This window comes from Alteromonas sp. ABH4_454 (assembly GCF_056311775.1).
This window is the reverse complement of record NZ_CM149972.1, coordinates 1916684-1940258: the sequence shown is the minus strand read 5'-3', so window position 1 is coordinate 1940258 and position 23575 is coordinate 1916684. Positions and strand designations below refer to the sequence as shown.

Annotated in this window: 23 protein-coding genes; all 23 read right to left on the bottom strand. The window is 45.6% G+C overall.

Going from position 1 to position 23575, the window contains the following annotated elements:
• Positions 1-756, bottom strand: coding sequence for a protein phosphatase CheZ (locus ACYX4W_RS08435; RefSeq protein ID WP_474854077.1), 756 nt, complete (start codon positions 754-756; stop codon positions 1-3).
• A gap of 34 nt (positions 757-790) precedes the next feature.
• Complete coding sequence (gene cheY, locus ACYX4W_RS08430) at positions 791-1174, bottom strand: chemotaxis response regulator CheY (RefSeq protein WP_025254383.1); 384 nt, start codon at positions 1172-1174, stop codon at positions 791-793.
• A 36-nt stretch (positions 1175-1210) separates the two neighbouring features.
• Entirely contained in the window at positions 1211-1942 is a 732-nt protein-coding gene (locus ACYX4W_RS08425; protein ID WP_118489982.1) for an RNA polymerase sigma factor FliA, read from the bottom strand.
• On the bottom strand, positions 1939-2805 hold the full coding sequence (locus ACYX4W_RS08420) for a MinD/ParA family protein (protein WP_118489983.1): 867 nt from the start codon (positions 2803-2805) through the stop codon (positions 1939-1941). Before ACYX4W_RS08420 ends, ACYX4W_RS08425 begins: the two co-directional genes overlap by 4 nt.
• A 5-nt stretch (positions 2806-2810) precedes the next feature.
• Complete coding sequence (flhF, locus tag ACYX4W_RS08415; protein ID WP_476075261.1) at positions 2811-4220, bottom strand: flagellar biosynthesis protein FlhF; 1410 nt, start codon at positions 4218-4220, stop codon at positions 2811-2813.
• 29 nt (positions 4221-4249) lie between these two features.
• Entirely contained in the window at positions 4250-6349 is a 2100-nt protein-coding gene (gene flhA, locus ACYX4W_RS08410) for a flagellar biosynthesis protein FlhA (RefSeq protein ID WP_474831504.1), read from the bottom strand.
• 168 nt (positions 6350-6517) lie between these two features.
• Positions 6518-7642 (bottom strand): flagellar biosynthesis protein FlhB, encoded by a 1125-nt coding sequence (gene flhB, locus ACYX4W_RS08405; protein WP_476075260.1) that lies wholly within the window; start codon positions 7640-7642, stop codon positions 6518-6520.
• A 6-nt stretch (positions 7643-7648) separates the two neighbouring features.
• Positions 7649-8428, bottom strand: coding sequence for a flagellar biosynthetic protein FliR (gene fliR / locus ACYX4W_RS08400; RefSeq protein ID WP_269915974.1), 780 nt, complete (start codon positions 8426-8428; stop codon positions 7649-7651).
• A gap of 12 nt (positions 8429-8440) precedes the next feature.
• On the bottom strand, positions 8441-8710 hold the full coding sequence (gene fliQ, locus ACYX4W_RS08395) for a flagellar biosynthesis protein FliQ (RefSeq protein ID WP_012517675.1): 270 nt from the start codon (positions 8708-8710) through the stop codon (positions 8441-8443).
• Between the two features lie 8 nt (positions 8711-8718).
• Positions 8719-9474, bottom strand: coding sequence for a flagellar type III secretion system pore protein FliP (fliP, locus tag ACYX4W_RS08390; RefSeq protein ID WP_474854067.1), 756 nt, complete (start codon positions 9472-9474; stop codon positions 8719-8721).
• Positions 9467-9916 carry a flagellar biosynthetic protein FliO gene (gene fliO / locus ACYX4W_RS08385; RefSeq protein WP_476075259.1) on the bottom strand — a complete coding sequence of 150 codons (450 nt, stop codon included), beginning with the start codon at positions 9914-9916 and terminating at the stop codon, positions 9467-9469. The genes fliP and fliO overlap by 8 nt, the downstream gene beginning before the upstream one ends.
• A gap of 28 nt (positions 9917-9944) precedes the next feature.
• Complete coding sequence (gene fliN, locus ACYX4W_RS08380) at positions 9945-10352, bottom strand: flagellar motor switch protein FliN (RefSeq protein ID WP_012517672.1); 408 nt, start codon at positions 10350-10352, stop codon at positions 9945-9947.
• A 17-nt stretch (positions 10353-10369) separates the two neighbouring features.
• Positions 10370-11428, bottom strand: a complete 1059-nt coding sequence (gene fliM, locus ACYX4W_RS08375) for a flagellar motor switch protein FliM (protein ID WP_118489991.1) — start codon at positions 11426-11428, stop codon at positions 10370-10372.
• A gap of 27 nt (positions 11429-11455) precedes the next feature.
• The gene (fliL, locus tag ACYX4W_RS08370; protein ID WP_461851373.1) at positions 11456-11995 is read right to left on the bottom strand and encodes a flagellar basal body-associated protein FliL; all 540 of its coding nucleotides are present in this window, start codon (positions 11993-11995) and stop codon (positions 11456-11458) included.
• Between the two features lie 227 nt (positions 11996-12222).
• Positions 12223-14559: a flagellar hook-length control protein FliK gene (locus tag ACYX4W_RS08365; RefSeq protein ID WP_476075258.1), complete on the bottom strand. Its 2337-nt coding sequence runs from the start codon at positions 14557-14559 to the stop codon at positions 12223-12225.
• Positions 14560-14908: 349 nt separating this feature from the next.
• Positions 14909-15355 carry a flagellar export protein FliJ gene (gene fliJ, locus ACYX4W_RS08360; RefSeq protein WP_461851375.1) on the bottom strand — a complete coding sequence of 149 codons (447 nt, stop codon included), beginning with the start codon at positions 15353-15355 and terminating at the stop codon, positions 14909-14911.
• A gap of 72 nt (positions 15356-15427) precedes the next feature.
• Positions 15428-16762, bottom strand: coding sequence for a flagellar protein export ATPase FliI (gene fliI, locus ACYX4W_RS08355; protein WP_474808206.1), 1335 nt, complete (start codon positions 16760-16762; stop codon positions 15428-15430).
• A complete protein-coding gene (fliH, locus tag ACYX4W_RS08350) occupies positions 16755-17537 on the bottom strand; it encodes a flagellar assembly protein FliH (RefSeq protein WP_474808208.1) in 783 nt (260 codons plus the stop codon). Before fliH ends, fliI begins: the two co-directional genes overlap by 8 nt.
• Before the next feature lie 118 nt (positions 17538-17655).
• Entirely contained in the window at positions 17656-18696 is a 1041-nt protein-coding gene (gene fliG / locus ACYX4W_RS08345; protein WP_025254367.1) for a flagellar motor switch protein FliG, read from the bottom strand.
• Between the two features lie 12 nt (positions 18697-18708).
• On the bottom strand, positions 18709-20403 hold the full coding sequence (gene fliF / locus ACYX4W_RS08340; RefSeq protein WP_476075257.1) for a flagellar basal-body MS-ring/collar protein FliF: 1695 nt from the start codon (positions 20401-20403) through the stop codon (positions 18709-18711).
• Positions 20404-20415: 12 nt separating this feature from the next.
• The gene (fliE, locus tag ACYX4W_RS08335) at positions 20416-20751 is read right to left on the bottom strand and encodes a flagellar hook-basal body complex protein FliE (RefSeq protein ID WP_474808213.1); all 336 of its coding nucleotides are present in this window, start codon (positions 20749-20751) and stop codon (positions 20416-20418) included.
• 243 nt (positions 20752-20994) lie between these two features.
• On the bottom strand, positions 20995-22332 hold the full coding sequence (locus ACYX4W_RS08330) for a sigma-54-dependent transcriptional regulator (RefSeq protein WP_476075256.1): 1338 nt from the start codon (positions 22330-22332) through the stop codon (positions 20995-20997).
• A gap of 16 nt (positions 22333-22348) precedes the next feature.
• Positions 22349-23488, bottom strand: a complete 1140-nt coding sequence (locus tag ACYX4W_RS08325; RefSeq protein ID WP_476075255.1) for a sensor histidine kinase — start codon at positions 23486-23488, stop codon at positions 22349-22351.
• Between the last annotated feature and the right edge of the window lie 87 nt (positions 23489-23575).

Below are 23575 nucleotides of genomic sequence, written 5' to 3'. Positions count from 1 at the left end.
CTAAAAACCTAAGCTAGACAGAAGATCATCTACATCATCTTGACCTGAAACGACGTCATCTCGTTTGTCAGCATCAATAATTGGGCCTTCTGCCTCTACACCATCAACCTTATCGGCCTTAACGCTGGAAGGTTTAGTTTGTTCTGCACCGTCCCGTTCGCCAAACATAGTAAGCATGTTTACAAGGCTATCTTCGACTTCTTTAACCAAGTCGATAACGCGACGAATAACCTGTCCAGTCAAGTCTTGATAACCTTGTGCCATCAAAACTTCTGTAAGTAACTGTGTAAGTTTAGCCGACTGATTCGAACCGTCTTCCAACAATTCGTCTAAGTCTGCACATAAAACCTTAAACTCACCCAACTCGATTTGGCGGTTCATCAGCTTTTTCCACTCTGGCATAACCTTTTCGATCCGCTCCGATAGCAGTTCAGCGATGGGCATACTCGCCTCAACGGCATCCATAGTAGTATTAGCAGCTTTTTCGGTTTCTTCAATTACGTAGGTAAGGCGGGACTGGGCATCAGGGATATCGTCTGTAGCTAGATTTTTGATGCGGTCGTCTATTTGAAAGTTGTTTAATGCGTCGTGGAGTTGACGCGTTAACTTGCCTACTTCAGCGAATAGCTCAACGTTTTCTTTCATTGAGACGGCTTCAAGTAGTGCGTTAGCTGAAGCCTTGTCACCTTCTTCGAGAAAAGTGACAAGCTGCTTTGCTTCTTCTAACGATATTGGAACGTTTACATTCGTTGACATCCAGTAAACCTCATTTATCTGGTGAGCGTCTGGATCAACCTAAACGTTCGAATATTTTATCTAATTTTTCTTTAAGCGTTGCCGCGGTGAAAGGTTTAACGACGTAACCATTCACACCCGCTTGGGCGGCGGCAACGATCTGTTCCTTCTTCGCTTCGGCGGTCACCATAAGTACTGGCAAATGCTTAAGTTTGTCATCGGCTCTAATCGCGCGGAGCAAATCTATACCCTGCATACCAGGCATGTTCCAATCAGTAACAACAAAGTCGAAATCGCCTTGTTGTAACATAGGTAATGCAGTGCTTCCGTCATCCGCTTCCTGAATGTTGGCAAAACCCAAGTCTTTGAGTAGGTTTTTGATGATACGTCTCATGGTTGAAAAGTCATCGACCACGAGAATTTTCATGCTTTTGTCCAAAATAGCCTCCACTGAGGGGTTAATTGTTTTTAATTTCTATTCTTCGTCAGCTTGCCACGATTTCATTCGTGATTTGAGTTTTAACATGGCTTGACTATGAATTTGACTGACTCTCGACTCACTTACGTCGAGAACCTCGCCTATTTCTCTTAAGTTTAGTTCTTCGTCATAGTAAAGTGAAAGAACAATCGCTTCTCGCTCGGGTAATGTCGTTATTGCATGGGCCAGCGCTTTTTGAAATGCGCCCTGCATTAAATCTTCTAACGGTGCATCACTGCCTCGACTTTGCTCGGTAGTGATCACATCTTCCGACACACCTAAATCTTCAATGCCGACCAACTTCCCGGCATTTACTTCATTGAGCATCTGGTGATAATCCTGCAAGCTCACATTAAGCTTGTCAGCAATATCGGAATCTCGTGCGTCGCGCCCAGTTTCACTTTCTACCTGAGATATCGCTTCTGTTATTGCGCGACCATTTCGGTGAACAGAACGTGGCGTCCAATCACCTTTGCGTATTTCGTCCAGCATGGCACCGCGAATGCGGATACCTGCGAAGGTTTCAAAGCTTGCGCCTTTTGACCCATCAAAGTTTCGAGCAGCCTCTAACAAACCAATCATGCCTGATTGGATAAGGTCATCAACAAGTACACTCGCAGGCAGGCGCGCCATCAAATGGTGCGCAATACGCTTAACCAGGGGCGCATGTCTTTCGACTAACTGCGATTTATCTGTTTGCTGTTGATAAGCGGCTGCCTTGCTGTTCAACGTTGACTTCCTACGGCTTTTTCTGCAACTAATTGTTCAATGAAAAATTCTAAGTGACCTCCAGGCTGCGCCGGAATGGGCCAAGTAAGCGCCCTGTTTGCTAGCTTGGTTATCGCTACGGCTGCAGGAGAGCCTGGAAAAGCATCAACAATAGCTGTTTGCTTACGCACTGCTTTGCGAATATTTTCGTCAAATGGCACCGTCGCCACTAATTCTAGTGCAACATCGAGAAAACGCCCTGTCACTTTACTTAATTTGCTAAATAATTCCTGACCTTCTCGTACATCGCGAACCATATTGGCCACAACTTTAAAGCGAAAAACACCGTGCTCACGGTTAAGGATTTTTATCAGCGCATACGCATCAGTTAGTGATGTTGGCTCATCGCAAACCACCACCATGATATCTTGGGAAGCTTTAGAAAAGCTTAAAACCATATCTGAAATGCCAGCAGCGGTGTCGACTATTAATACGTCTATTTGAGAACGCAGCTCGCTAAATGCTCTTATCAAGCCAGCGTGCTGTGTGGGTGAGAGTTCCGCCATTGACTGCGTGCCAGATGTGGCGGGCGCAATCTTAATACCGTGGGGGCCGGTTACTAAAACCTCGTCCAACGTGCACTCGCCAGAGAGTACGTGAGATAGGTTTTTCTCAACTCGCAGGCCTAGCATCACATCTACGTTTGCAAGACCAAGGTCCGCGTCAAGAACCATTACACGCTTGCCCTGCTTCGCCATGGCGATAGCAGTGTTAAGCGTAATGTTTGTTTTACCGACGCCACCTTTACCACCGGTGACGGCGATTACTTTGATTAACCGTGATTGCTTCATTTTTCTTAAGCTACTCGCTTGATCGTCAATCATACTGCTTATGCTGTTTTAATTGCGTTGTTACCACTAGTATGATTCAAACCGTACTTTTTATAAAGCTTTGCAGCAGCGGAAACTAAAGATTTCGCTTCTGCAATCTTAATGTCTTCAGGCACTTTTTGACCATCGGTGACATAACTAACCGGTAGTTGGTATTCAACCGCTGCACTAAGTACCTCTCCTAAAGAGTAGCACTCATCTAACTTTGTGAAAATACAGCCACTTAGTTCAATATCGTCATACGCTTGAATGATTCTCTGCAAAGCCGGATATTGCGTATTGGCTTGCGCTACCAAATATTTTTTAACTTTTGGCATTTGACCATTGTCGAACTGCTTAATTTGCTTAATTAATCGACTATCACGCTGACTAAAACCTGCTGTATCAATCAATACTAGTCGCTTATGACGAAGTTGGAACAATAAATCTGCTAGTTCTTCACTAGTTTGCGCTTTTCGCACAGTACAGCCAATAATTTTTCCGTATGTCGCTAGTTGCTCATAGGCTGCAATTCTATACGTATCAATAGTTATCATAGCTACCGATTCTGCACCGTATTTTTGCGCGTAGCGGGCGGCCAACTTTGCAACCGTGGTTGTTTTACCTGTACCAGTAGGCCCGACTAATGCAACGGCACCTTGTGAGCTTAGTATATCGTTTCCGGTAACATTTATGCGATTAGCCAATAGGTTAAGAAGATATACCCACGCGTCACGTTCGTTGTAATGAGCCGGTGTATAGCTAATCAGCTGAGTTGCTAGTGCACTACTCAAACCCATATCGGTTAATCGCGTGACCAAGTATTGATGAACAGGTTTTTGACGCTTGTTCTTCGCTTCCATTAGGTCAGCAACTTGATACTGCAATACGTCGCGAAGTGAAGCTAACTCTTCTTTAATTTGAGCTAGTTCAGCAGACTGGGATACAGGAGTTTCACCCATACTTGACGCTTGATGCTCTGGAAAAGCCTGGTGCTCGATAGCATCTTGTTGTGGTGACTGTATTTCAAGATCGTCGATAAACGCTTCTGAAAAATCTAAGTGAGATGCAATTTCGTTGGCGTGCTTAGCGTTCGCTGACATTGGCTGTGCTGGTTGTGCAGAACTTTCTGCAACTGGGTTTCCACCATGCTGCTTTTCCAGCAAGGCTTTTAAGCTATCAGGGCCATCGTCGCCAATAATTTCACTTAAGCTAGGCACAGCCTTTTGGCCAGGCGTTTTAGCAGCGGTCTGTGGTGCCGCCTTAGGCGTGAAAAGCTTGGCTTCAGGCTCTTTGTCGTAGGCTGCTACAAGCTCGATACCGTCAGCGACTTTGCGATTTGACATGATCACTGCATCACTGCCCAACTCAGCTTTAACTTGGCTTAGCGCCTCACGCATATCTTTGCCGAAGAAACGTCTAATTTTCATTGCAACCTCTCCAATCACCCAGTGTCAGATTATTGACCGACCGAACTGACTATTTTTATTTGTTTGTCATCAGGCACTTCTTGGTATGAAAGAACATGCAGCCCAACAACAGAATACTTTAAGAAGCGAGACAGCACGGGTCGTAGCATGCCTGAGGTAAGGAGTACTGCAGGTTCTCCCTCTAACTCTTGCTGCTGACTGGCTTGCTGCAATGATTTCTGCAGCTTGTCTGCCAGACCTGGTTCTATACCAGCACCGTCTTCGCCACCTGCTTGAAGGGACTGGTGCAACATCTGTTCCAACTCTGGCGCCAAGGTTATGACAGGTATCTCTTTTGCCCCCTGAGTAATTTCCTGAACGATTAAACGTTTGAGTGCTATACGCACCGCAGACACCAATACATCTGGGTCTTGGCTCCGTGTGCCGTACTCGCTAAGCGTTTGCACGATGGTGCGCATATCGCGAATAGGCACGCCTTCAAATAGTAAGGTTTGCAGCACTTTCACAACGGTACTAAGCGGCAGAATATCGGGCACCAAACCTTCGACCAATTTAGGGTGCTGTTTGGCCAGCATATCTAGAAGCTGTTGCGCTTCTTCATGCCCAAGTAACTGATAGGCGTTATTTGAAAGTAACTGACTTAGATGAGTCGCAACAACCGTAGCGGCATCAACAACCGTGTATCCAAGCGTTTGCGCGTGCTCGCGCTTATTAGGCTTAATCCACACCGCGTCTAGCCCGAAAGCAGGGTCTTTAGTAGCCCGCCCCTCTAGCTTGCCAAACACTTGCCCTGGGTTAATGGCAAGCTCTTCGTCGTGACTTATAACGGAATCGCCAATTGTGACGCCGAGCATAGCGATGGTATAAGTGTTAGGCTCTAAGTCTAGATTGTCGCGTATATGAACAGGTGGAATAAGGAAACCCAGCTCTTGCGATAGTTTCTTACGTACGCCTTTAATTCGTGTCAACAACTCACCACCTTGAGATTTATCAACAAGCGGAATTAAGCGATAGCCCACTTCTAAACCAATAGTATCCACCTGCTGAACGTCGTCCCATCCCAGCTCTTTAACTTCAGGTGCAACAGTTTCATCTTTTGAAATGTTCTCTGGCAATTGAGGTTCTTCAGCTTTCTTCTTAGCTTGAACTGTCTGCCAATATGCAAAGCCCGCAATCAAAAATGAAAAACCCAAGAATGCGATATGAGGCATACCCGGAATGATACCCATGACGAAAAGCACGCCTGATGCTATATAAAGCGCTTGATTATTTCCTAGTTGACCACGGATCTCTTTACCCATTTCTTGGGTTTCGTTTTCTCGAGTAACGATAATCGCTGTTGCTACCGAAAGTAGCAATGAAGGTATCTGCGCCACCAAACCATCACCAATGGTCAAAATAGTGTAGATCTCTATGGCATTTCCAAATGAAAGGCCGTGCTGAATCATGCCAATGAATAACCCGCCAACAATATTGATAAGCATGATAAAAAGGCCGGCAACCGCATCGCCTTTTACAAACTTTGATGCACCATCCATCGACCCGTAAAAGTCAGCCTCTGCGGTTATTTCTTCGCGACGCTGACGCGCCTGGTCTTGGTCGATATAGCCTGCATTAAGGTCGGCATCGATTGCCATCTGCTTACCTGGCATAGCATCCAAGGTAAAGCGAGCACTTACTTCTGAAATACGTCCCGCACCTGCGGTTACTACCTTGAAGTTGATAATAAGAAGGATAGCGAAGACAACAATACCTACAGCATAGTTACCACCGATAACCACAGCACCGAAGGCTTCAATCACTTTACCTGCCGCATCTCCCCCTTCGTGGCCGTACAGTAATACAACCCGCGTAGACGCAACGTTAAGCGCCAAACGCAGAACTGTCGCTATTAAGAGTACAAGTGGGAAAATACCAAAATCCACAGGTCGTTGGGTGAGTACCGCTACCAAAATAATGACGAGAGAGAGCGCAATATTAAAGCTAAACAATACGTCGAGTAAAAACGGCGGCATGGGTAGTATTACCATTCCCATGATTGCCAAAAGGACAATAGGCGCGCCTAAACCACTGGTAAAATTTTGCAGCTGATTTTTATCGAATCGCTGAAGATAACCGGATAACTGCATGGCTGGGTGTCTCTCTATCAGAAAATTGACGCTTTATGTAAATCTTCAATAGAGTTTTCAACTAACGTGCCAGCTTTATACGAAGCGGCATTTAAGTACACCAGTAGAGCTAAAAATTATGCGAAAGGTATAAATAGGCCCTCTAAAAAAAACCAGAAATATAGATACTTAGCGACGGTATTCTGGAGGGATAGGCAAATCTCGTTTAAGTGGTTTAGGGCGCTTCCCCTTACCTGCCCTATGTGCTTTAAGCTGATAAACGTGTGCTAGCACCTGTGCTACCGCCATAAATAAGGCGTTCGGAATTTCATCGTCGACTTCTGTCGAATAAAAGATGGCACGAGCGAGCATAGGAGAAGGTATTAAGGGTACGTCATTGGCGGTAGCAATTTTTCTGATATGCATAGCCAATTCATCAGCTCCTTTTGCCACCACAACTGGGGCTCTTATACCCTGCTCGTCATACTTAATGGCAACAGAAAAGTGAGTAGGGTTGGTTACTACCACGTCTGCCTGTGGTACATCCTGCATCATGCGCTTAGTTGCTGCTTGATACTGCAAGCGACGAATACGACCTTTTACCATAGGGTCGCCTTCTGCATTTTTCCGTTCGTCTTTAACCTCTTGCTTGGTCATCTTCATTTCTTTGTTGTGCTTATACATTTGATAAGGCACATCGATGAGTGCAATGGGGATCATGCCACATACTAGAATAAGAAACGCCCATTTAAGCATGTCGAGCGCGTGAAAGATGTTTCCCGGATATAGCTCCATATCTAAATGCAGCGCTTCATCTTCGAAGAACAACAGCGCTCCTATGGCCATGCTGATGATAACCACAACTTTAGCGATGGATTTTAATAGCTCAACTAAGCCGTTCATACCGAACATTCGCTTAAAGCCCTGAATTGGACTCATCTTGGAGCCCTTAGGCTTTGCTCCTTCCCAGGTAAAATTAAAACCGCCAAGTGCAATAGAGCCATAGATGCCGGCTATCATGGCAACCACCATATAAAGCAGCACGGCAGGACCTACTGCCGAAAAGGCTTCCCCCCAAGCGCCGAACATGTGGGTAGTATCATAAGTTTCGTCGCGAGAGAGAATAAACATTCGCTGGGTAAGCTTGAAAACAGATTCAGCAATCCAACTGCCCACAAACAAAAACATGAAGGCGCTGACAATAAGCACTAAAGTTGTGGATAGTTCACGGGAACGGGCCAGCTGCCCTTTTTTTCGGGCATCATCGAGTTTTTTCCCCGTGGGGTCTTCTGTTTTTTCGCTTGAATCTGCCATTTTTTCCTAACCACAAATGTTCAATAGTTCACACATAAACTGTTCGGCTCTAAACCATTGGGTTTCAAAGTGCGCAGTAAAGTTATCTAGCGTTATCCAGATAATCAGTAATCCCATTACCTGAGCAATGGAAAAACCAATACTAAAAATGTTTAGCTGCGGCGCAGCTTTGGTCATTACACCAAATGCTAAATTCACAATAAGTAGTGACACAATGGGCGCTAGAGACAAGGTTACTGCCGATATAAACATCCAACCTCCCCAATGGGCAATATCGCGAAACTGTTCACCGGTCCACCACGCTTCACCTATGGGAAACGCCTCGAAACTCATTACTATCATTTGGATCATGGACAGATGCCCATCCAAGGTCCAAAACAATAAGGTCGCTAATATTAGATAAAACTGACCAACTGCAGGTACGTTAATACCGTTTACGGGGTCAACGATTGACGCAAACCCCAAACCGGTTTGCATTGCTATAATTTGGCCTGCAAGCACGAAGGTATTAAGCACCATCATTGATATAAAACCAATAGCAATGCCTATTAGCAATTGCTGAATAACAATTAAAAATGTGCCCACATCCACTAAATTTTCTATGGGTGACGGAGGCACTACCGGCATGATAATGAGAGTAAGCATTATACCCAACAAGGCTCTTACCTGCGGGGGAATTGATTTAGCACTCAAGCCAATCATGGCCACAAATAAGCCGCTAATGCGCATAAACGGCAGCAGCATATCGGCTAGAAATTGATTGATGGTGGCGAGTTCTACTTCCACAGCTTTAGCCTGCTATCCCACAACCTGAGGGATCATATCAACCATTCTGAATGTGAAATCCATAAGCTGTTGCACCAACCAGTTTCCTCCCCAACTTAGCGCGAGAAGCGTTACCAGTAAGCGGGGCAAGAAGCTCATGGTCTGTTCGTTGATACTGGTGGCAGCCTGAAATACCGCAACAACCAAACCCACGATGAGGCTTGGAACTATCACAGCAGAGACCAACACGATAACCATAAACATGGCTTCTCGCAGTATTTCGACAAAGACTTCTGGTGACATAAGCCCTCCTAGACGCCCATACCGAAGCTGGTCGCCAACGTTCCGAAAATAAGGTTCCAGCCATCCACTAATACAAACAACATGAGCTTAAACGGCAAAGATACAATCATAGGTGAAAGCATCATCATACCCATAGCCATCAATATAGACGCTACCACCAAGTCAATAATAAGAAAGGGAATAAATAGCATAAAACCAATTTGAAACGCGGTTTTAAGTTCACTGGTTACAAATGCGGGGATAAGGATGGTTAGCGGTACTTCATTGGTATCGGCGTATTTTCCTTCATCTCCGGCTATCCGTACAAACGTTTCTAGGTCTTTTACCCGTGTTTGAGAAAGCATAAAAGCGCGCATGGGGCCTTTGGCTTGTTCTAGGGCATCTAGGCTAGTGAGTTGCTCGTTAAGATAAGGCTGCAAGGCACGCTCGTTCACCTCTTCAAATACCGGCGCCATAATGAACATAGATAAAAACAAACTTACGCCAATGAGTATCTGGTTCGATGGTGATTGCTGAAGGCCAATTGCCTGACGCAGAATAGACAGTACCACGATAATACGCGTAAACGAGGTCATCATCATGATAAACGCAGGGATAAGGCTTAGCGCTGTCATGATAAACAGCGCTTGAAGCGTCATTGTGTAATCTTGCGACCCATCTTGATTGGTTGTTACCGTTACTGCAGAAATCCCCTGCTGAGCATAAACAGGCTCCACAAGCAGCAATAACGGTAGGATAAAAAGTAGCCAGGCAAACTTACGCATCTTTCGACTCTTCCTTTTTTTCTTTTTCTAAGCTGGGGTTAAGCTTTCCCGCCATGGCAGCTACAAGCTTTTGTTTAAACGCCTCAGCCCCATTTTGCTGCTCTCCTGTGGCTTTATTTAGTCCTTTTACCGGCACATCGAGGTTTTTATCTAACTTACTTAGATGTGAGATATTGTGACTAGTAACACCAATAAGGTGCTGCTCTTCGCCCACCTGAATAACCATGATTTTTTCTTTTGTGCCAACAACCATGCTGGCCGCCACTTTCATTTGGTTTCCGCCCATCGCAGTGACATTAAATCGACGCATTACGTACGCTAAGGCAAAAATAACGCCTACGACCACCAGCAAGGAAAGGAAAATTGACAGTATTGATGTGGGGTTGGTGATTGATTGGGTCGACTGTGCAAACGCAAGCTGACTAAATAAAAGGGGCAGCATTGCGCAACCCCTTAGTTTATAAGAAGTTTTATCTGAGCTTCTTGATTCTCTCAATTTGACTAATAACATCCGTTAATCGAATACCGAATTTGTCGTTGACCACTACTACTTCTCCATGAGCAATCAACGTGCCATTAACTAATACATCTAGTGGCTCACCGGCAACACGATCCAGTTCCACCACAGAACCCTGGTTCAACTGTAGCAGATTTCGGATACTAATTTGACTACGACCGACTTCCATCGAAATAGTCACTGGAATATCTAGAATGGTATCTAGCTTTTTCTTCTCTTCTTGCGTAATTGGCGCATCATCTGTCAACTCGTCAAGTTCAGCAACTTGCACGTCTTCGTTATCGCCAGCCTCTTGATCCGCTTCAGATTCGGCTTGCTCGGCCATTGCCGCAGCCCAATCGTCCATACCGTCTTCACTCATGGGAACTCCCCTCTACCTTACAGGTCTTCTTCGAGTACTTGCAGCTCTGCGTCATTATCAATAATGCGCCCACCGCGGGTTAATAACTGTAGCTCAGACTTCACTGAAGTCGGTCTTGCAATTTTCTCTACTATTTTCAGCGCCAAATTATCGCGACTACGACCTAGTTTGGCTCTGAACGTAGGTAAATCCTCAATTAATACTGTGATGGTTTCCGGCATTTCCACAGGAATGATATCACCGGGTTTAAACTCCATCACATCGCGAAGCGGTACATCCACATCTAGCATGTGCGTGGTTAAACCCACTTTCACATCCATAATTTCGTCGCGAAGCGCCTTACTCCAACGTAAATCTGTATCTTCTTTATCGCTTTGAACACCTGCATCTAGCAGTTCGCGAATAGGCTCTAACATTGAGTATGGCAATGACACGTGGAAGTCTCCACCGCCACCATCTAGCTCGATATGAAACGAACTTATGACCACCACTTCAGTCGGACTCACAATGTTCGCCATGGCCGGGTTTACTTCTGAGTCTAAATATTCAAAAGACACGTCCATGACAGGCGCCCAGGCTTCTTTATAATCTTCAAAGATTATTTTAAGCAGCATTTGAATAATACGACGTTCTGTTGGCGTGAATTCACGACCTTCGATTTTCGCATGGTATCGGCCGTCACCGCCAAAGAAGTTATCTACCAGAATAAACACCAAGCGAGCTTCCATGGTGATTAGCCCCGTACCTTTAAGTGGACGGAAACGCACCATGTTCAAACTCGTTGGAACGAACAGTGTATGGATATATTCGCCAAACTTGATCATCTGAATACCGTTAATCGATACTTCAGCTGAACGTCGCATCATGTTAAATAGACTTACGCGCATGTGACGGGCAAAACGTTCATTCACAATTTCGAGCGTAGGCATACGCCCACGTACAATTCTATCTTGCGAGGAGAAGTCGTACTCGAGCGTAGAAGCATCAGAGTCGCTACTGCCGACCTCTTCCTCTTCTACATCATCTACCCCGTGTAACAGGGCATCGATTTCATCTTGAGATAATAAATCACTCACCGTCTTCTACCTTACTTAGTCGATGCATTACTGCATGACAAAACCTGTAAACAATACGCGCTCTACAACATCGCTGCCCGTAATGTCTTTCAATGCTTTTTGTACTTCAGTTACCGCTTGCTCACGAAGCTCAATTTTACCTGCCTCGGTGACAAGATCATCTGCATTTGACGTACTAAAAGCTTGCAAAAGTGTACCTTCAATAAGCGGTATATGCGTCTTTGCTAACTCTTCGTTATCAGAACCACGTACTAATAGCTGTACTTTAATTTGGACAAGTCTGTCTCGTCCTGATCCGGGCACATTGAAGACGAAGGGTCTTGGCATAGCAACGTACAGCGCCGTACCTATTTCAGCATTACCCGAACTCGCTGCCGGTGCACTCTCGGCGGCCGCCGCAGCGTCGGCTTCAGCCAGTTGTTCGGCCGCAGGTTCATCGCCTCCTGCAAACAGTAAGAAATAAGCAGCAGCTCCACCACCTACAAGAACCACAGCGATAATGATGATCAACATCATTTTGCCTTTCTTTTTACCGCCTTCTTCTACCTGTAACTCTTCATCAGCCATGTGTAACTCATCAGTAATATTAAGAAAAAACGTATTATCAATGTTCCATCGCAAATGGCAATGCCATTATTCGTATCTACATCTACTTGATACCGTAACCGCAGCCATCAATTACTATTGAGCGGCGTTACATCGACCTGTTTAATCGGATTCAATTGAATACATCAAACATAGCAGTCTTAAAATAATCTCACCATGCTACCTATTGATAATAGTTTTGCTTAATTTTAAGCGTAGAAATCAATTCCACCCTTGGCTGCTCGCGTCACTGATTGCTCGATAATCCGCGTTTCGCCCATGTCGTCTAAACCGTCATTTTCTCCACGGTTTTCGGTGCCGTTTCCTCTGCTATTATCGTTTGCAAGTTGCTGGCCATTTTCGTTACCTGACGAATTATCTTTTCTTACTTCAGCATCACCTAACTCAATGCCTTGTTCAGAAAGCATATCTCGCAATTTAGGCATGGCATCGGCTAGCGCTTCCTTTGCTTGTTGAGATTGAACAACAAAGCTTACGCTTGCTGCATCACCTACAACGTTCACCCGAACCTGCATGCTGCCCATTTCCGGCGGGTCGAGTCGAATCTCAGCCATGGTGTTGCGCGCGTTAACCATCCAGCGAATTTTTTCATTTAGCTGCTGCTGGCCTTCTGGCTTATGGATGTTGACCGCTTTATCAAAGCCTTCAAACTGCTGCTGAGATTTTGACGCTTCAGCGCGAAGCTGGGTGTTTTCCTGTATTACCGTATCGGTTTGTCCTACCATACTTGCGAAAGCTTGTTGGGCGCTGGCCTGTGTTTGCGTCATCAAGTTAAGAAACTGACTCGCCTGGCTATCGACCCTAGCAGTCATCGAAGCAATAACGTCGGTATTTACTGCTGCCTCTTTAACGGCATCAGTCACAATAGCCGTTAAATCAATGCCAGGCTCTCTGCCTTGCTGAACTTGTTGCTGAAATTCATTAATACCGGCAATGATATTTGCCTTCACAGCTTGTTGTTGTGCACCACTTGGCATTACTGTAACTATACGTTCAGCAAACGCCTCAGTCGCTTTTTGTGCAGTTTGAGGGGAGAGTTCACTTAATGCAGCTAATAAGTCGCTTTGTGGATCACCGGTCATTTCAAAGCCATTGTTTGGAGGTATAGCACTTTGGATATTCATCACTGGTGCTTTGTCAGTTACTTTATTTTTGTCTGCCCCGTTAGTATTTACATCATCATTTTCCATACCTGCCCCGGCAATGACTACTTCAGCGGCTATGTCAGTGGTTGCGTCAGAATACAATGCTTCTAACTGAGAGCTGGCTTCATCTGAAGACAATTGCTGTATCGCTTTAAGCTCATCAGATAACAGACTTAACACAACAGACTCATCTGATGCGTTTGTACTATTTGTCAGCGTTTTCCCTGCACTTTCGCCCAAGCTTTGCACTACATTGCTATCGCTTTCTTTTTGCTGCATGAGTTGTGCAATTAGCGCTGAAAGTTCACTGGCATTTGAATCTAACTTATCATTGGCAAGGATTTGCGATTGCTCAACGTTTGCTTCGCCGTTAGCACTATTTTGTTCGCTGCCGGTACTATTTTGTTCGCTGCCGGCACTATCTTGTTCGCTGCCGGCACCACTCTGCTCACTTTCAGCGCCGAGCAGTAGTGCGGTTAAAGCACTCAGTGTTTGTTGTGCGTCAGTCGAAAGGGATTCTATGGCGATTTCGCCCTCTTTGCTGTCACCATTAAGCTGAAAAAATAGATGCGCCATCACCGAGGGCGCGTCGCTGGCATCAACACCGTCTGGGATCTTCCAAAGCTTTCCGTTTTCTTTTACAGAAAGAACATTCACCGTCTCATCTGAAACTTCAGAAATACCATTGGTTGTTCTGTTACCAGTTTGCCCTTGAGTTTGCTCTCTGTTATCAGTGTTACCAAAGCGATCGGCTAGGGTTTCAACATAGGCAACCCAGTCGGGTTCTTCATCAGTCTTGTCCGGGTTTCCATCAGGCGTACCAGGTGTGGTAATAACGCCTGCCTCAGCATCTTTTTTGCCGCCTTCTCCAATAACAAAATCTGCTTCGGTTACAGCTTTTTGCTCAATAACACCTTGAGCGTCATCTGCTTTCAAACTGGTCTTTTCTTCACCGTCTAAGTTGCGATGCGCTTCTATAGCTTCGGCAATATCTTTTTGGGCAATGGCAGCGTTTTCTTCTTTTGTACTGGGCGTAGACTCTGCTGGATTGTCTGTCACTTTCTTATCAACAGGAAGATCGGTATGGCCCGCATCCCGGTCTTTTCCCTTCTTTACCGTTTCATTAGAAACTGAAGTGTTAGCAGGTGAGCTGGTCGAACGGCTTCTATCCCGAGACTGAGAGTTAAATGTTTCTTTGTCATTTAAAACAAAATCTGATTTGCTTGACTTTGCTTCCTGATAAAGTCGATTAAATGCTTGGTTGTTTTCGCTATTCGCTTGCTGTTGCGTACCAATACCTGTTTCAACCGCTTTAGCTGTGCTAGAAGCAGAAAAAGGTAATGCGGCAATGTCTGTTTTATGTGCGGCAACTTGTTGCATATTGTCCTACCGTCCTACATTTATCTCGTCTTTCACCAAAAAGACGTTATGTGATGCGAATCAATCACTGGGCGTTATTTTTATACAGACCGAGAGAAGTAAATCGCAAACCCACCAACGCTTATCTAAATTTCAATCACTTAGCTCTACGCAGATAACCTTTATGGCTATCGTTTGGCATTAGGTTTTATGCTCGCTTTCGTTGAATTTCATACTTTGTAATAAGTGTAGAACTTCAAAAAACACTGTTAGAGCGTAATAACCATTGCATTAAAACTAAGGCGCGCTGTTACATTTCATATTGATTTAGCAAGGGTTGAGCCAAAGTGGCTTGAGAACATACTATTTATTAGAAAGGAGAGCGCTTAGCTCTGAAAAATCGTTGTGTGGCAAATTCATCCATCATGGCCTGCTCGGCTTTGGCTTCTTTTTTCTGCTCAGCCAACTTCTTCTTATCAAGCAACAAGGTAACAGCTTTGACTTTCTGCTGCTGCTTTAGCCATATTTGCTTGCGCTGATCCGCTGCCATCTGCGCACGAGCAATCACTTGCATCTGCTGCTCACACGCTTTATCTAATTTTCCGACGAAAGATAAGTGTTGTTGATAATAAGTCGCCGTAACGCCGGCTTGACCGGTTTGCTGAATACCTTTGATATAGTCAATACGGTACTGCTCGAGGCTGGTTAGCTTTTGCTTTTGCTGATTTACGTTTTGCTGAGCCTGCTGATAATAGCGAGCTTCTCGCTGCTCTTTTTCTTGCTCGAACTCGGCTAGACGCTCTAGTTGTTTAGACATTTTTAGCGCCCTTACTCAAGAGTTCTGATTTCTTCTTCACGAGCGTTTTATTACCTTTTACTAACAAAGCCATCATCCCTGCCCTAATCCTTTGGCTAGTGCTGCCATACCTTCTAGGCTTTCGTCATAAGGAATGACTTGCTTCATTCCTTGCTGCAACAAAGCATTGATTGCGGGCTCTGCACGAATTGCTAGATCAATGCGAGGGTCGGAGCCTTTTGCATAAGCGCCAATAGAAATAAGGTCTTGGTTTTGTTTGTAGTTTGAGTAAACCTGGCGAATACGACGAGCCATTAATTGATGCTCTTCACTTACCACCATTGGCATTACTCGACTTATCGACGCCTCAATATCAATTGCCGGGTAGTGGCCGCTATCGGCAAGGGTTCGCGATAAGACCACGTGACCGTCTAAAATGGCACGAGCCGCGTCAGCAATGGGGTCTTGTAAATCGTCGCCTTCAGTGAGTACCGTATAAAAGGCCGTGATAGAGCCTTGCCGCTCGCTGCCATTACCAGCTCGTTCAACTAATGCAGGTAACCGAGCAAAGACAGATGGCGGATAGCCTTTTGTTGCAGGAGGTTCTCCCACAGCCAGCGCTATCTCGCGCTGCGCCATGGCATAACGAGTTAACGAATCAATGAGCAGCAGCACCTTCATGCCTTTATCGCGAAAATATTCAGCAATGGTGACTGCAGTTTCACAACCCTTCAAGCGCATAAGCGGTGAAGTATCGGCTGGTGCAGCTACTACAACTGCACGTTGGCGCTCTTCTTCTGTGAGGATTTCGTGAATAAATTCTTTTACTTCTCGGCCACGCTCCCCGACAAGCCCCACAACAACCACATCGGCTTCGCAGCCCCGGGTCATCATACCTAATAACACACTTTTACCCACGCCACTTCCTGCAAAGAGCCCCATGCGCTGACCTACACCCACCGTATTAAGTGCGTTAATGGCGCGTACGCCTACATCCATCGGGGTATTTATGGGACGGCGGATAAGCGGGTTCATTGGCGGTCTAGTCGTTGGCGCGCGGGCCTCGGCATTTATCTCACCTAAACCGTCAAGGGGCTGACCATTGCCATCTACCACACGCCCTAAAAGCCCCATACCTACTGGCAAACCACTTTGTCGGTTTAACGGCATCACGCGGCTTCCAGGCACAATACCGCGCACCGCTTCAGTGGGCATTAAATAAGTTATATCATCGCCAAAACCAACCACTTCGGCTTCTATCTCACCTTCAATGGTCTGTACTAAACATTGACTGCCAACGGGTAGCTGACACCCCACCGCTTCGAGAGTTAAACCGATACCACGAACTAACTTGCCGGCAGCGACTACCGGCGGAGAAGAGACCTGTTTTGTGAGGGATTCAAAATGCGAATGCCAAGGGCTAGTCATCTGACAAACCTTGGTTTAGTAAAAATTTATCTATAACGTTACGACACCGGCGCTCAACAGACACATCTACAGCGTTTTGTGCAGTGGTAATATCGCAACCGCCACGTTCCATTGCTGGGGCTTCAACCAAACTCCACCCTTTTTTGGCAATTTCTTCGTCGCCGAAATGCGCTTTTACCAATTCAATATCGTCTGGGTTCATGTGAATTTGATAGTCTTCTTGATTAATGGGTAACGCCTTAATGCCTTCGCTTAACGCTTGAAGTACCACCTGTTGGTTAGTGCTAACTTCTGTTTTAATCACAGCTTTTGCAAGTGTTACGGCAAGTTTAACCAACTGGTCACGGGTTTCATCGTTAGCCTGAGAAAGTGGGTCGTGGAATTTTTCAGCAAGCATTTGCCACACTTCGGCTTGTTCAGCCATCTGCTGGCGACCTTCTTCTAAACCTTGTTCCAAACCTTCGTTATGACCTTGTTCTTTACCTTCGACCAAGCCTGTTTCAAGACCTTCAGCTTTACCTTCTTCAAAACCTTTTTCCTTGCCTTCCTGAAAACCTTCATCATAGGCAGCCTGGCGAATAGCTTCTATCTCTTCAGCAGTAGGAGGCTTGATTTCCTCTTCAACTTCAGGGGGCTCATACTTCCAATCTGAGCGTTTGTTCAGTGCGTTGGTTGTCTCGTCTTTTCTAGCTGCCCTTGGATCATCGACAAAAGGTAGATCCCACGCTTTAGCTTCGTTTATTTCGTTTTCACTGAAATTTTTATTACCAGACATTTTTAATTACCAGAGACTTTTTATTACGAGGCTATTTATTACAAGGCTCTTTATTACAAAGTTCTTTATTACGAGACTTGGTTCTACCTCAGCTACAGCGCTAAGGGCATCAGAGCGCTTACAAGAACTCTTCACCGCCACCGCCGCCAAGCATGATTTCACCTGAGTCAGAAAGTCGACGGGCAACAGAAAGAATTTCTTTTTGTGCGGTTTCCACTTCACTGATACGAACAGGGCCAAGAGCTTCCAAGTCATCGCCAAGCATTTCAGCAGCACGCTTAGACATATTGCGCATAATTTTATCTTTAAGCTCTTCGTCAGCACCCTTAATGGCCTTAAGCAGCGCATCTTGCTGCACTTCGCGCAATATTGCCTGAATGCCTTTGTCGTCTACATCGACCAAATTGTCGAAGACAAACATAAGGTCCTGAATTTGCTGACTCATCTCTTCGTCTTGCTCGCGAATAGCGTCCATTAGCTGGCCTTCTATCGCGGTATCCAAGTAGTTCATGATGTTCGCTGCAGACTTCAAGCCGCCCATTTTCGCCGCTTGCGTTCCCGCTTGACCAGCGAACTGCTTCTCCATAATTTCGTTTAGTTCTTGCAATGCTGCTGGCTGAACCTCTTCTAGATTCGCAATACGCATCAACAGATCAAGACGTACTTTTTCTGGGAATTGCGCCAAAATTTCAGCGCTTTGCTCAGGCTCTAGATAAGACAGTACAATGGTTTGGATCTGCGGGTGTTCGTTGCGAATAATGCTCGCCACCTGCTTAGAGTCCATCCATTTCAGTGAATCTAGACCTTTAGCGCCACTGCCCATTAGGATCTGATCGATTAGGTTTGCCGCCTTGTCTTCACCTAAGGCCGCAGTTAGTGCTCGCTTAACAAAGTCTTGGCTCTGGAAGCCAATAGTGCTGTAGTTCTGAATCTCTTCAATGAAGTGTTTGTGAACTGACGTGATTTTGGTTTGCGTCATATCGTCCACTTTCGCCATTTCAGAACCCAGCTTCTGCACTTGTTTTGGTTCAAGGTGTTTTAATATCTGCGCCGCATCTTCTTCAGATAAGCTAAGTAGTAAGATGGCAGCTTTTTCTACGCCTTCTAATTTACTGACGTCGTATGACGGTTCTTCAACATTGGCAAGTTCTTCAGCCATAATCTTATCTCACTACTCGTCTTGCATTAACCAGCCCTTAACTACCTGGGCTGATAATTCTGGTTCATTGGCCACTAGGGCACGTACGGCTTTAAGTACATCTTCGTCTTTGTGCAAGTCAGGTAGCATAAGTGAGCCATCTGGCGCAAAGCCTACCTGTCCTTCGTCAAAGTCAGACGTTAACATGCTAATTGTGTCATCGCCTAAGTCTAAGCCTTCATCAGCATCAAATTCATCTGCCTCGTTAGACTCATCTGGGTTGATAAGACGACGCAGCATAGGTCGAATCACAAAGATGATAAGTACTATTATAACCAAGCCACCAACAACTAGCTTAAGAATTGGCAGAAAACCAGGCTGTTCCCACAAAGGCGCATCTTCAATTTCGCCTGCATCCATACGGGTAAAGGGTACGCTAACCACTTCTAGCGAATCGCCGCGGGTAACGTCAAAGCCAATACCGCCCTGCAATAGTCTGCGAATATTAAGAATCTCTTCTTGTTTACGCGGCGTCGGTGTCATCGCGCCGTCTTCACCCGCCACTTGGGTATAGTCCACTGCCACCGACACACTTAGTCTGCGGATTACACCTGTCTGCTTTTTGGTATGACTAATGGTGGTATCAAGCTCGTAGTTGCGCGTCGATTCTTTTGCCGTGCGCCCTGGCATGCTTTGTTGACTGCCGCCCACAGCATTTTCTGGAATATTAGAATCAAGCGGAGGCTGATTTGATAATGCGCCAGGAATACCACCCACGCCGCCACCCACGCTGTTCTCTTCGACGATCATTTCACTGCGAACCGCAGGTAAGTCTGGGTTGTAGCTGCGCTGGGTTTGCTCCATTGCCGTGAAGTCCATTGTAACGTCAGTTTGCGCCGTGTAGTTACCTATGCCCAAAACTGGAATTAGTATAGCGTCAATTTTTTCAAGATACTCTTGCTCGCGCTGACGTTCAATTTCGTACTCTTTTCTTGCACGAGCACTCATTGAATCTTGCGAGCCGGAGTTAAGCAGACGACCATTGCTGTCTGTTACCGTTACTTTAGACGGCTCCATGTTTTGTACGGCAGACGCCACGATATCAACGACCGCATCAACCTCTTCACCAGCAATGACGGCACCACGTTTAGCCGTTAGCACAACGGTTGCCGACGCTTTCTTCTCTCTTCGAGCAAAAACGTTCTCTTTTGGCATAGCTAAAAGAACACGTGCTTTTTGAATACTTGCGATATCTTCAATGGTCGAGGCAATCTGCTGTTCACGAGCGTGTTTTAAACGCTCCATTTCAACACGCTGACTTACACCAAAACCCATATCCTTCATGATGATATCGGTACCTGCATCTGAGGTTTTAGTTAACCCCTGGCGTGTCATACCCAGGCGGATATTTTGGAATTCGTCACTTCTTACATAAACAATATTGCCTTCAAGCTTATAGTCGATTTGATTCGCATCCATATAATCGAGAGTTTCGATAAGCTCTTGGGTTTCCATTTTCGCAAGGGGGCGATAATCAGGTTCTTGCGACCAGATAAGAATAAAGATTGCGATGGCAACGCAGATGACCAAAACAACCACAAGGGCCATTTGGCGCATCATATCTGCACTGCCTAACGTATCCATGAAACCAGATTTATTCTCTGGCTCATTGTCCACTGCTTGATTTTGATCAGGAACCGTAAGGTTTGTACCTGTAGCTTCAGCCATAACCTACTCCACCTACACCGGCATATTCATTATTGTTTTATAGGCTTCAAGTACTTTGTTACGCACTTGAACAGTCGCTTCAAACGCAATGCCTGCCTTTTCTTTTGTCAACATGACTTGGGCTAAACTTAGGCTTGGGTCGCCCATTTCAAAGCGCTGTTGAGCATCTTTTGACTCAAGCTGCATACCGTTTACACCATCTACCGCGTTCTTAAGCATGGTCGAGAATTCGCTTGCCGAGCTATTAACTTCACTAAGCGGCTGTTGCTGAGGCTCGTTAACTTGAAGACGAGTTTGCCCAATCATGTTCTGCATTTCTTGATACAAACTATTGGCTTTAACGTCCATAACCACTCCTAGCGTTTCTTTGAAAACCGCCTGAACACCGGCGAATACATAATCTATAAGAGTGATTTAGCAAAGGTCTTGCCAACTTTAAAAAACCTTAAATTTCAATACGATAACAGCCAAATGAGAGGGTGAGCCAAATTTATGGCGTTTGATTTGAAGGGAGTAACAAAAAACCGCCGCCTTCTTTACTTCAGAGGCGACGGATAACGGGGATGAAACGAGAGATTCAAAACAGCAGTACTATGCTGGTACTTCAATACCATCTTCACGCATACGCGCTAGTTTATAACGAAGGGTACGAGGGCTTATACCTAGCTTTTCTGCTACGTCTTTGCGCTTACCATTACAAGATACCAAGGTATCAAGAATAATTTGGTGCTCCTGATAACGAAGCTCTGAGCCCAATCTGTTGTCTTCAACCGGCTCTTGTGCAACTTCAAGCGGGGCCGACATGTCTTCGTCAATCATTAGATCGCTAGCATCTATTTCATTGTTTTCACAAAGAATAAGCGCGCGTTGAACCACGTTCTCCAATTCTCGAACGTTTCCTGGCCAGCTATATTGCGACAATTTATTGCGCGCAGCAGCACTTAATCTGATAGTACCCAAGCCCTGTGAACTGGCGTGACGCTGAACAAGGTGCTCGGCAAGCGGAACAATGTCTCCTGGGCGTTCCGATAGCGGGCGCCATTCAATAGGAAATACGTTTAAGCGGTAGTATAAGTCTTCTCTGAATTCGCCAGCATCCACTGCTTTTCTTAAATCTCGGTTACTCGTAGCAATAACTCGCACATTTAGTTTAACGGTTTTTCGGCCGCCAAGACGTTCAACTTCACGCTCTTGCAGCACGCGCAGCAATTTAGCCTGCAGTGCCAAATCCATCTCAGTTATTTCATCAAGTAGCAGGGTGCCGTCTTGAGCTTGTTCGAACTTACCCGGACAGGCCTGAATAGCGCCTGTAAAGGCCCCTTTCTCGTAACCAAACAAAGTCGCTTCCAACATATTTTCTGGAATAGCAGCACAGTTGATGGCAACAAAAGGCGCATCGCTTCGCGGTGACTGGTCGTGAATATAGCGAGACAGCACTTCTTTACCCGACCCGCTTGGACCCATCACCATAACGGTAGCTTCAGACTTCGCAACTTTCCGTGAAAGCTCAAGTAGCTTCAAACTTGAAGGGTCGGCTACGATTGGCGTACGTGACTCAATTTTTTGTGCAGGCGCGTAGCGCCCCACTAAGTTAAGCAGTACTTCTGGCGCAAAAGGCTTTGAAAGGTAGTCCGTTGCGCCATCGCGCATCGCCTGAACCGCATCATCAATGGTGGCGTAGGCCGTCATTAACAGCACAGGCATATTAGGATATTTAGCTTTAATGCTTTTTAGCAACGTTAAGCCACTCATTTCGCCCATTTGTATATCGCTAACCACTAGGTCTACATTCTGAGACGACAGCATCATTAACGCTTCTTCTGCACAATCAGCGGCAATCACGTTGTAGTTACCTAATAACAGGGTGTCTAGGAGGGCTTCGCGTAAACCCGCGTCATCTTCAACAATTAGTATGGTAGTTTTAGACATTATTCTCTCCTATGACTTACGCAACATGAGTCAATGTTTGTGAAGTTTTAGCATTCACCGAACACGGTAATGACACGCTAAAGCATGCCCCGCCCTCGGGTACGTCAATTACGTTGAGTGCGCCGCTATGCGCACTTACCACCGACTTCACCACAGCAAGACCCAAACCGGTACCGTGAGTTTTAGTTGTAAAAAAGGGTTCAAAGATTTTGGTTTTTAACCGTTCTGGTACACCTGGGCCTTTATCAATAACTGAAACATGTAAACGCTGATCGCTTACCGATGCCTGGACATGTACACACTCACCTTTCGGGGTAACTTGGCTCGCATTATGTATGAGATTTAACAATGCACCCTGAAGAGCAGTTAAATTCCCAGTTATTGCTACGTTTTGCTCAAAACCTGAAAACGTTAGCTTTTGCTGCGCTTGAGCTGTCATGCTTTGTGCATTCCCCTCAATGGCAGCGAATAGTTCAGCGAGACTAATTTTGCTTACCACTTGCTCTTCGCCAGATTTAGCAAAAAGCAGCATGTCATTAACCTGGCTTTCCAGCTCTTTAAGCCTGTCTGTTAGCTTGTTCGCAAATTGTGTTTGTGCTTCTTCCCCTAACCCTTTACGCGTTAAGTTTGACGCATAAAGCATGGCTGCAGAAAGTGGAGTTCTGATTTGATGGGCTAGGGATGCCACCATTTTTCCAAGAGAAGACAACCGTTGCATGTGGCTAACCCGCGCTTGCAGCTGACGGGTTTCAGTTAGGTCTGTGATAACAATTAGCTGACCTGGCTCGTTGTCTAGTGGGGTAATTGAAAGCTTCACTCGTCTACCATCAACCAGCGATACTTCATGACCATCGTCTGCGCGAGGCTTGAAAGAGCGAGTAATAATACTGCGCCACACTTCCTCTTCCAGCGGTTCGCCTAACAATGCTTTTGCCTGCTCGTTGGCTTGGCGAACAATGCCCTTTCCATCAATAACAATAACACCCGCTGGCATCACTTGAAGTAAATGTTCGAGTCGACTCGCCTGCAATCTCAGTGATTCAATATCATCATTTTGCGACGTTTGATAATCATCTTGAGATACCGCCGAGCCGCCGTTAAGTGCATAGGCAGATGCGAAATACTCTGTAGATTGTTGTGTGCTGTCGAAAGCCATATTATCCTCGTCAAATTGCAGACGCTGTTTAACTATGGCTTAGATAAAGCAGAAGATATGCCAACTTGATATTGGCTTATTTATCAG

Bases quoted from the DNA above. Each gene is read 5' to 3' on its own strand.
- ACYX4W_RS08435 (WP_474854077.1), bottom strand. From the start codon at position 756: ATGTCAACGAATGTAAACGTTCCAATATCGTTAGAAGAAGCAAAGCAG.
- ACYX4W_RS08420 (WP_118489983.1), bottom strand. From the start codon at position 2,805: ATGATTGACGATCAAGCGAGTAGCTTAAGAAAAATGAAGCAATCACGG.
- flhF (WP_476075261.1), bottom strand. From the start codon at position 4,220: ATGAAAATTAGACGTTTCTTCGGCAAAGATATGCGTGAGGCGCTAAGC.
- flhA (WP_474831504.1), bottom strand. From the start codon at position 6,349: ATGCAGTTATCCGGTTATCTTCAGCGATTCGATAAAAATCAGCTGCAA.
- flhB (WP_476075260.1), bottom strand. From the start codon at position 7,642: ATGGCAGATTCAAGCGAAAAAACAGAAGACCCCACGGGGAAAAAACTC.
- fliQ (WP_012517675.1), bottom strand. From the start codon at position 8,710: ATGTCACCAGAAGTCTTTGTCGAAATACTGCGAGAAGCCATGTTTATG.
- fliP (WP_474854067.1), bottom strand. From the start codon at position 9,474: ATGCGTAAGTTTGCCTGGCTACTTTTTATCCTACCGTTATTGCTGCTT.
- fliO (WP_476075259.1), bottom strand. From the start codon at position 9,916: ATGCTGCCCCTTTTATTTAGTCAGCTTGCGTTTGCACAGTCGACCCAA.
- fliN (WP_012517672.1), bottom strand. From the start codon at position 10,352: ATGAGTGAAGACGGTATGGACGATTGGGCTGCGGCAATGGCCGAGCAA.
- fliL (WP_461851373.1), bottom strand. From the start codon at position 11,995: ATGGCTGATGAAGAGTTACAGGTAGAAGAAGGCGGTAAAAAGAAAGGC.
- ACYX4W_RS08365 (WP_476075258.1), bottom strand. From the start codon at position 14,559: ATGCAACAAGTTGCCGCACATAAAACAGACATTGCCGCATTACCTTTT.
- fliJ (WP_461851375.1), bottom strand. From the start codon at position 15,355: ATGTCTAAACAACTAGAGCGTCTAGCCGAGTTCGAGCAAGAAAAAGAG.
- fliI (WP_474808206.1), bottom strand. From the start codon at position 16,762: ATGACTAGCCCTTGGCATTCGCATTTTGAATCCCTCACAAAACAGGTC.
- fliH (WP_474808208.1), bottom strand. From the start codon at position 17,537: ATGTCTGGTAATAAAAATTTCAGTGAAAACGAAATAAACGAAGCTAAA.
- fliG (WP_025254367.1), bottom strand. From the start codon at position 18,696: ATGGCTGAAGAACTTGCCAATGTTGAAGAACCGTCATACGACGTCAGT.
- fliF (WP_476075257.1), bottom strand. From the start codon at position 20,403: ATGGCTGAAGCTACAGGTACAAACCTTACGGTTCCTGATCAAAATCAA.
- fliE (WP_474808213.1), bottom strand. From the start codon at position 20,751: ATGGACGTTAAAGCCAATAGTTTGTATCAAGAAATGCAGAACATGATT.
- ACYX4W_RS08330 (WP_476075256.1), bottom strand. From the start codon at position 22,332: ATGTCTAAAACTACCATACTAATTGTTGAAGATGACGCGGGTTTACGC.
- ACYX4W_RS08325 (WP_476075255.1), bottom strand. From the start codon at position 23,488: ATGGCTTTCGACAGCACACAACAATCTACAGAGTATTTCGCATCTGCC.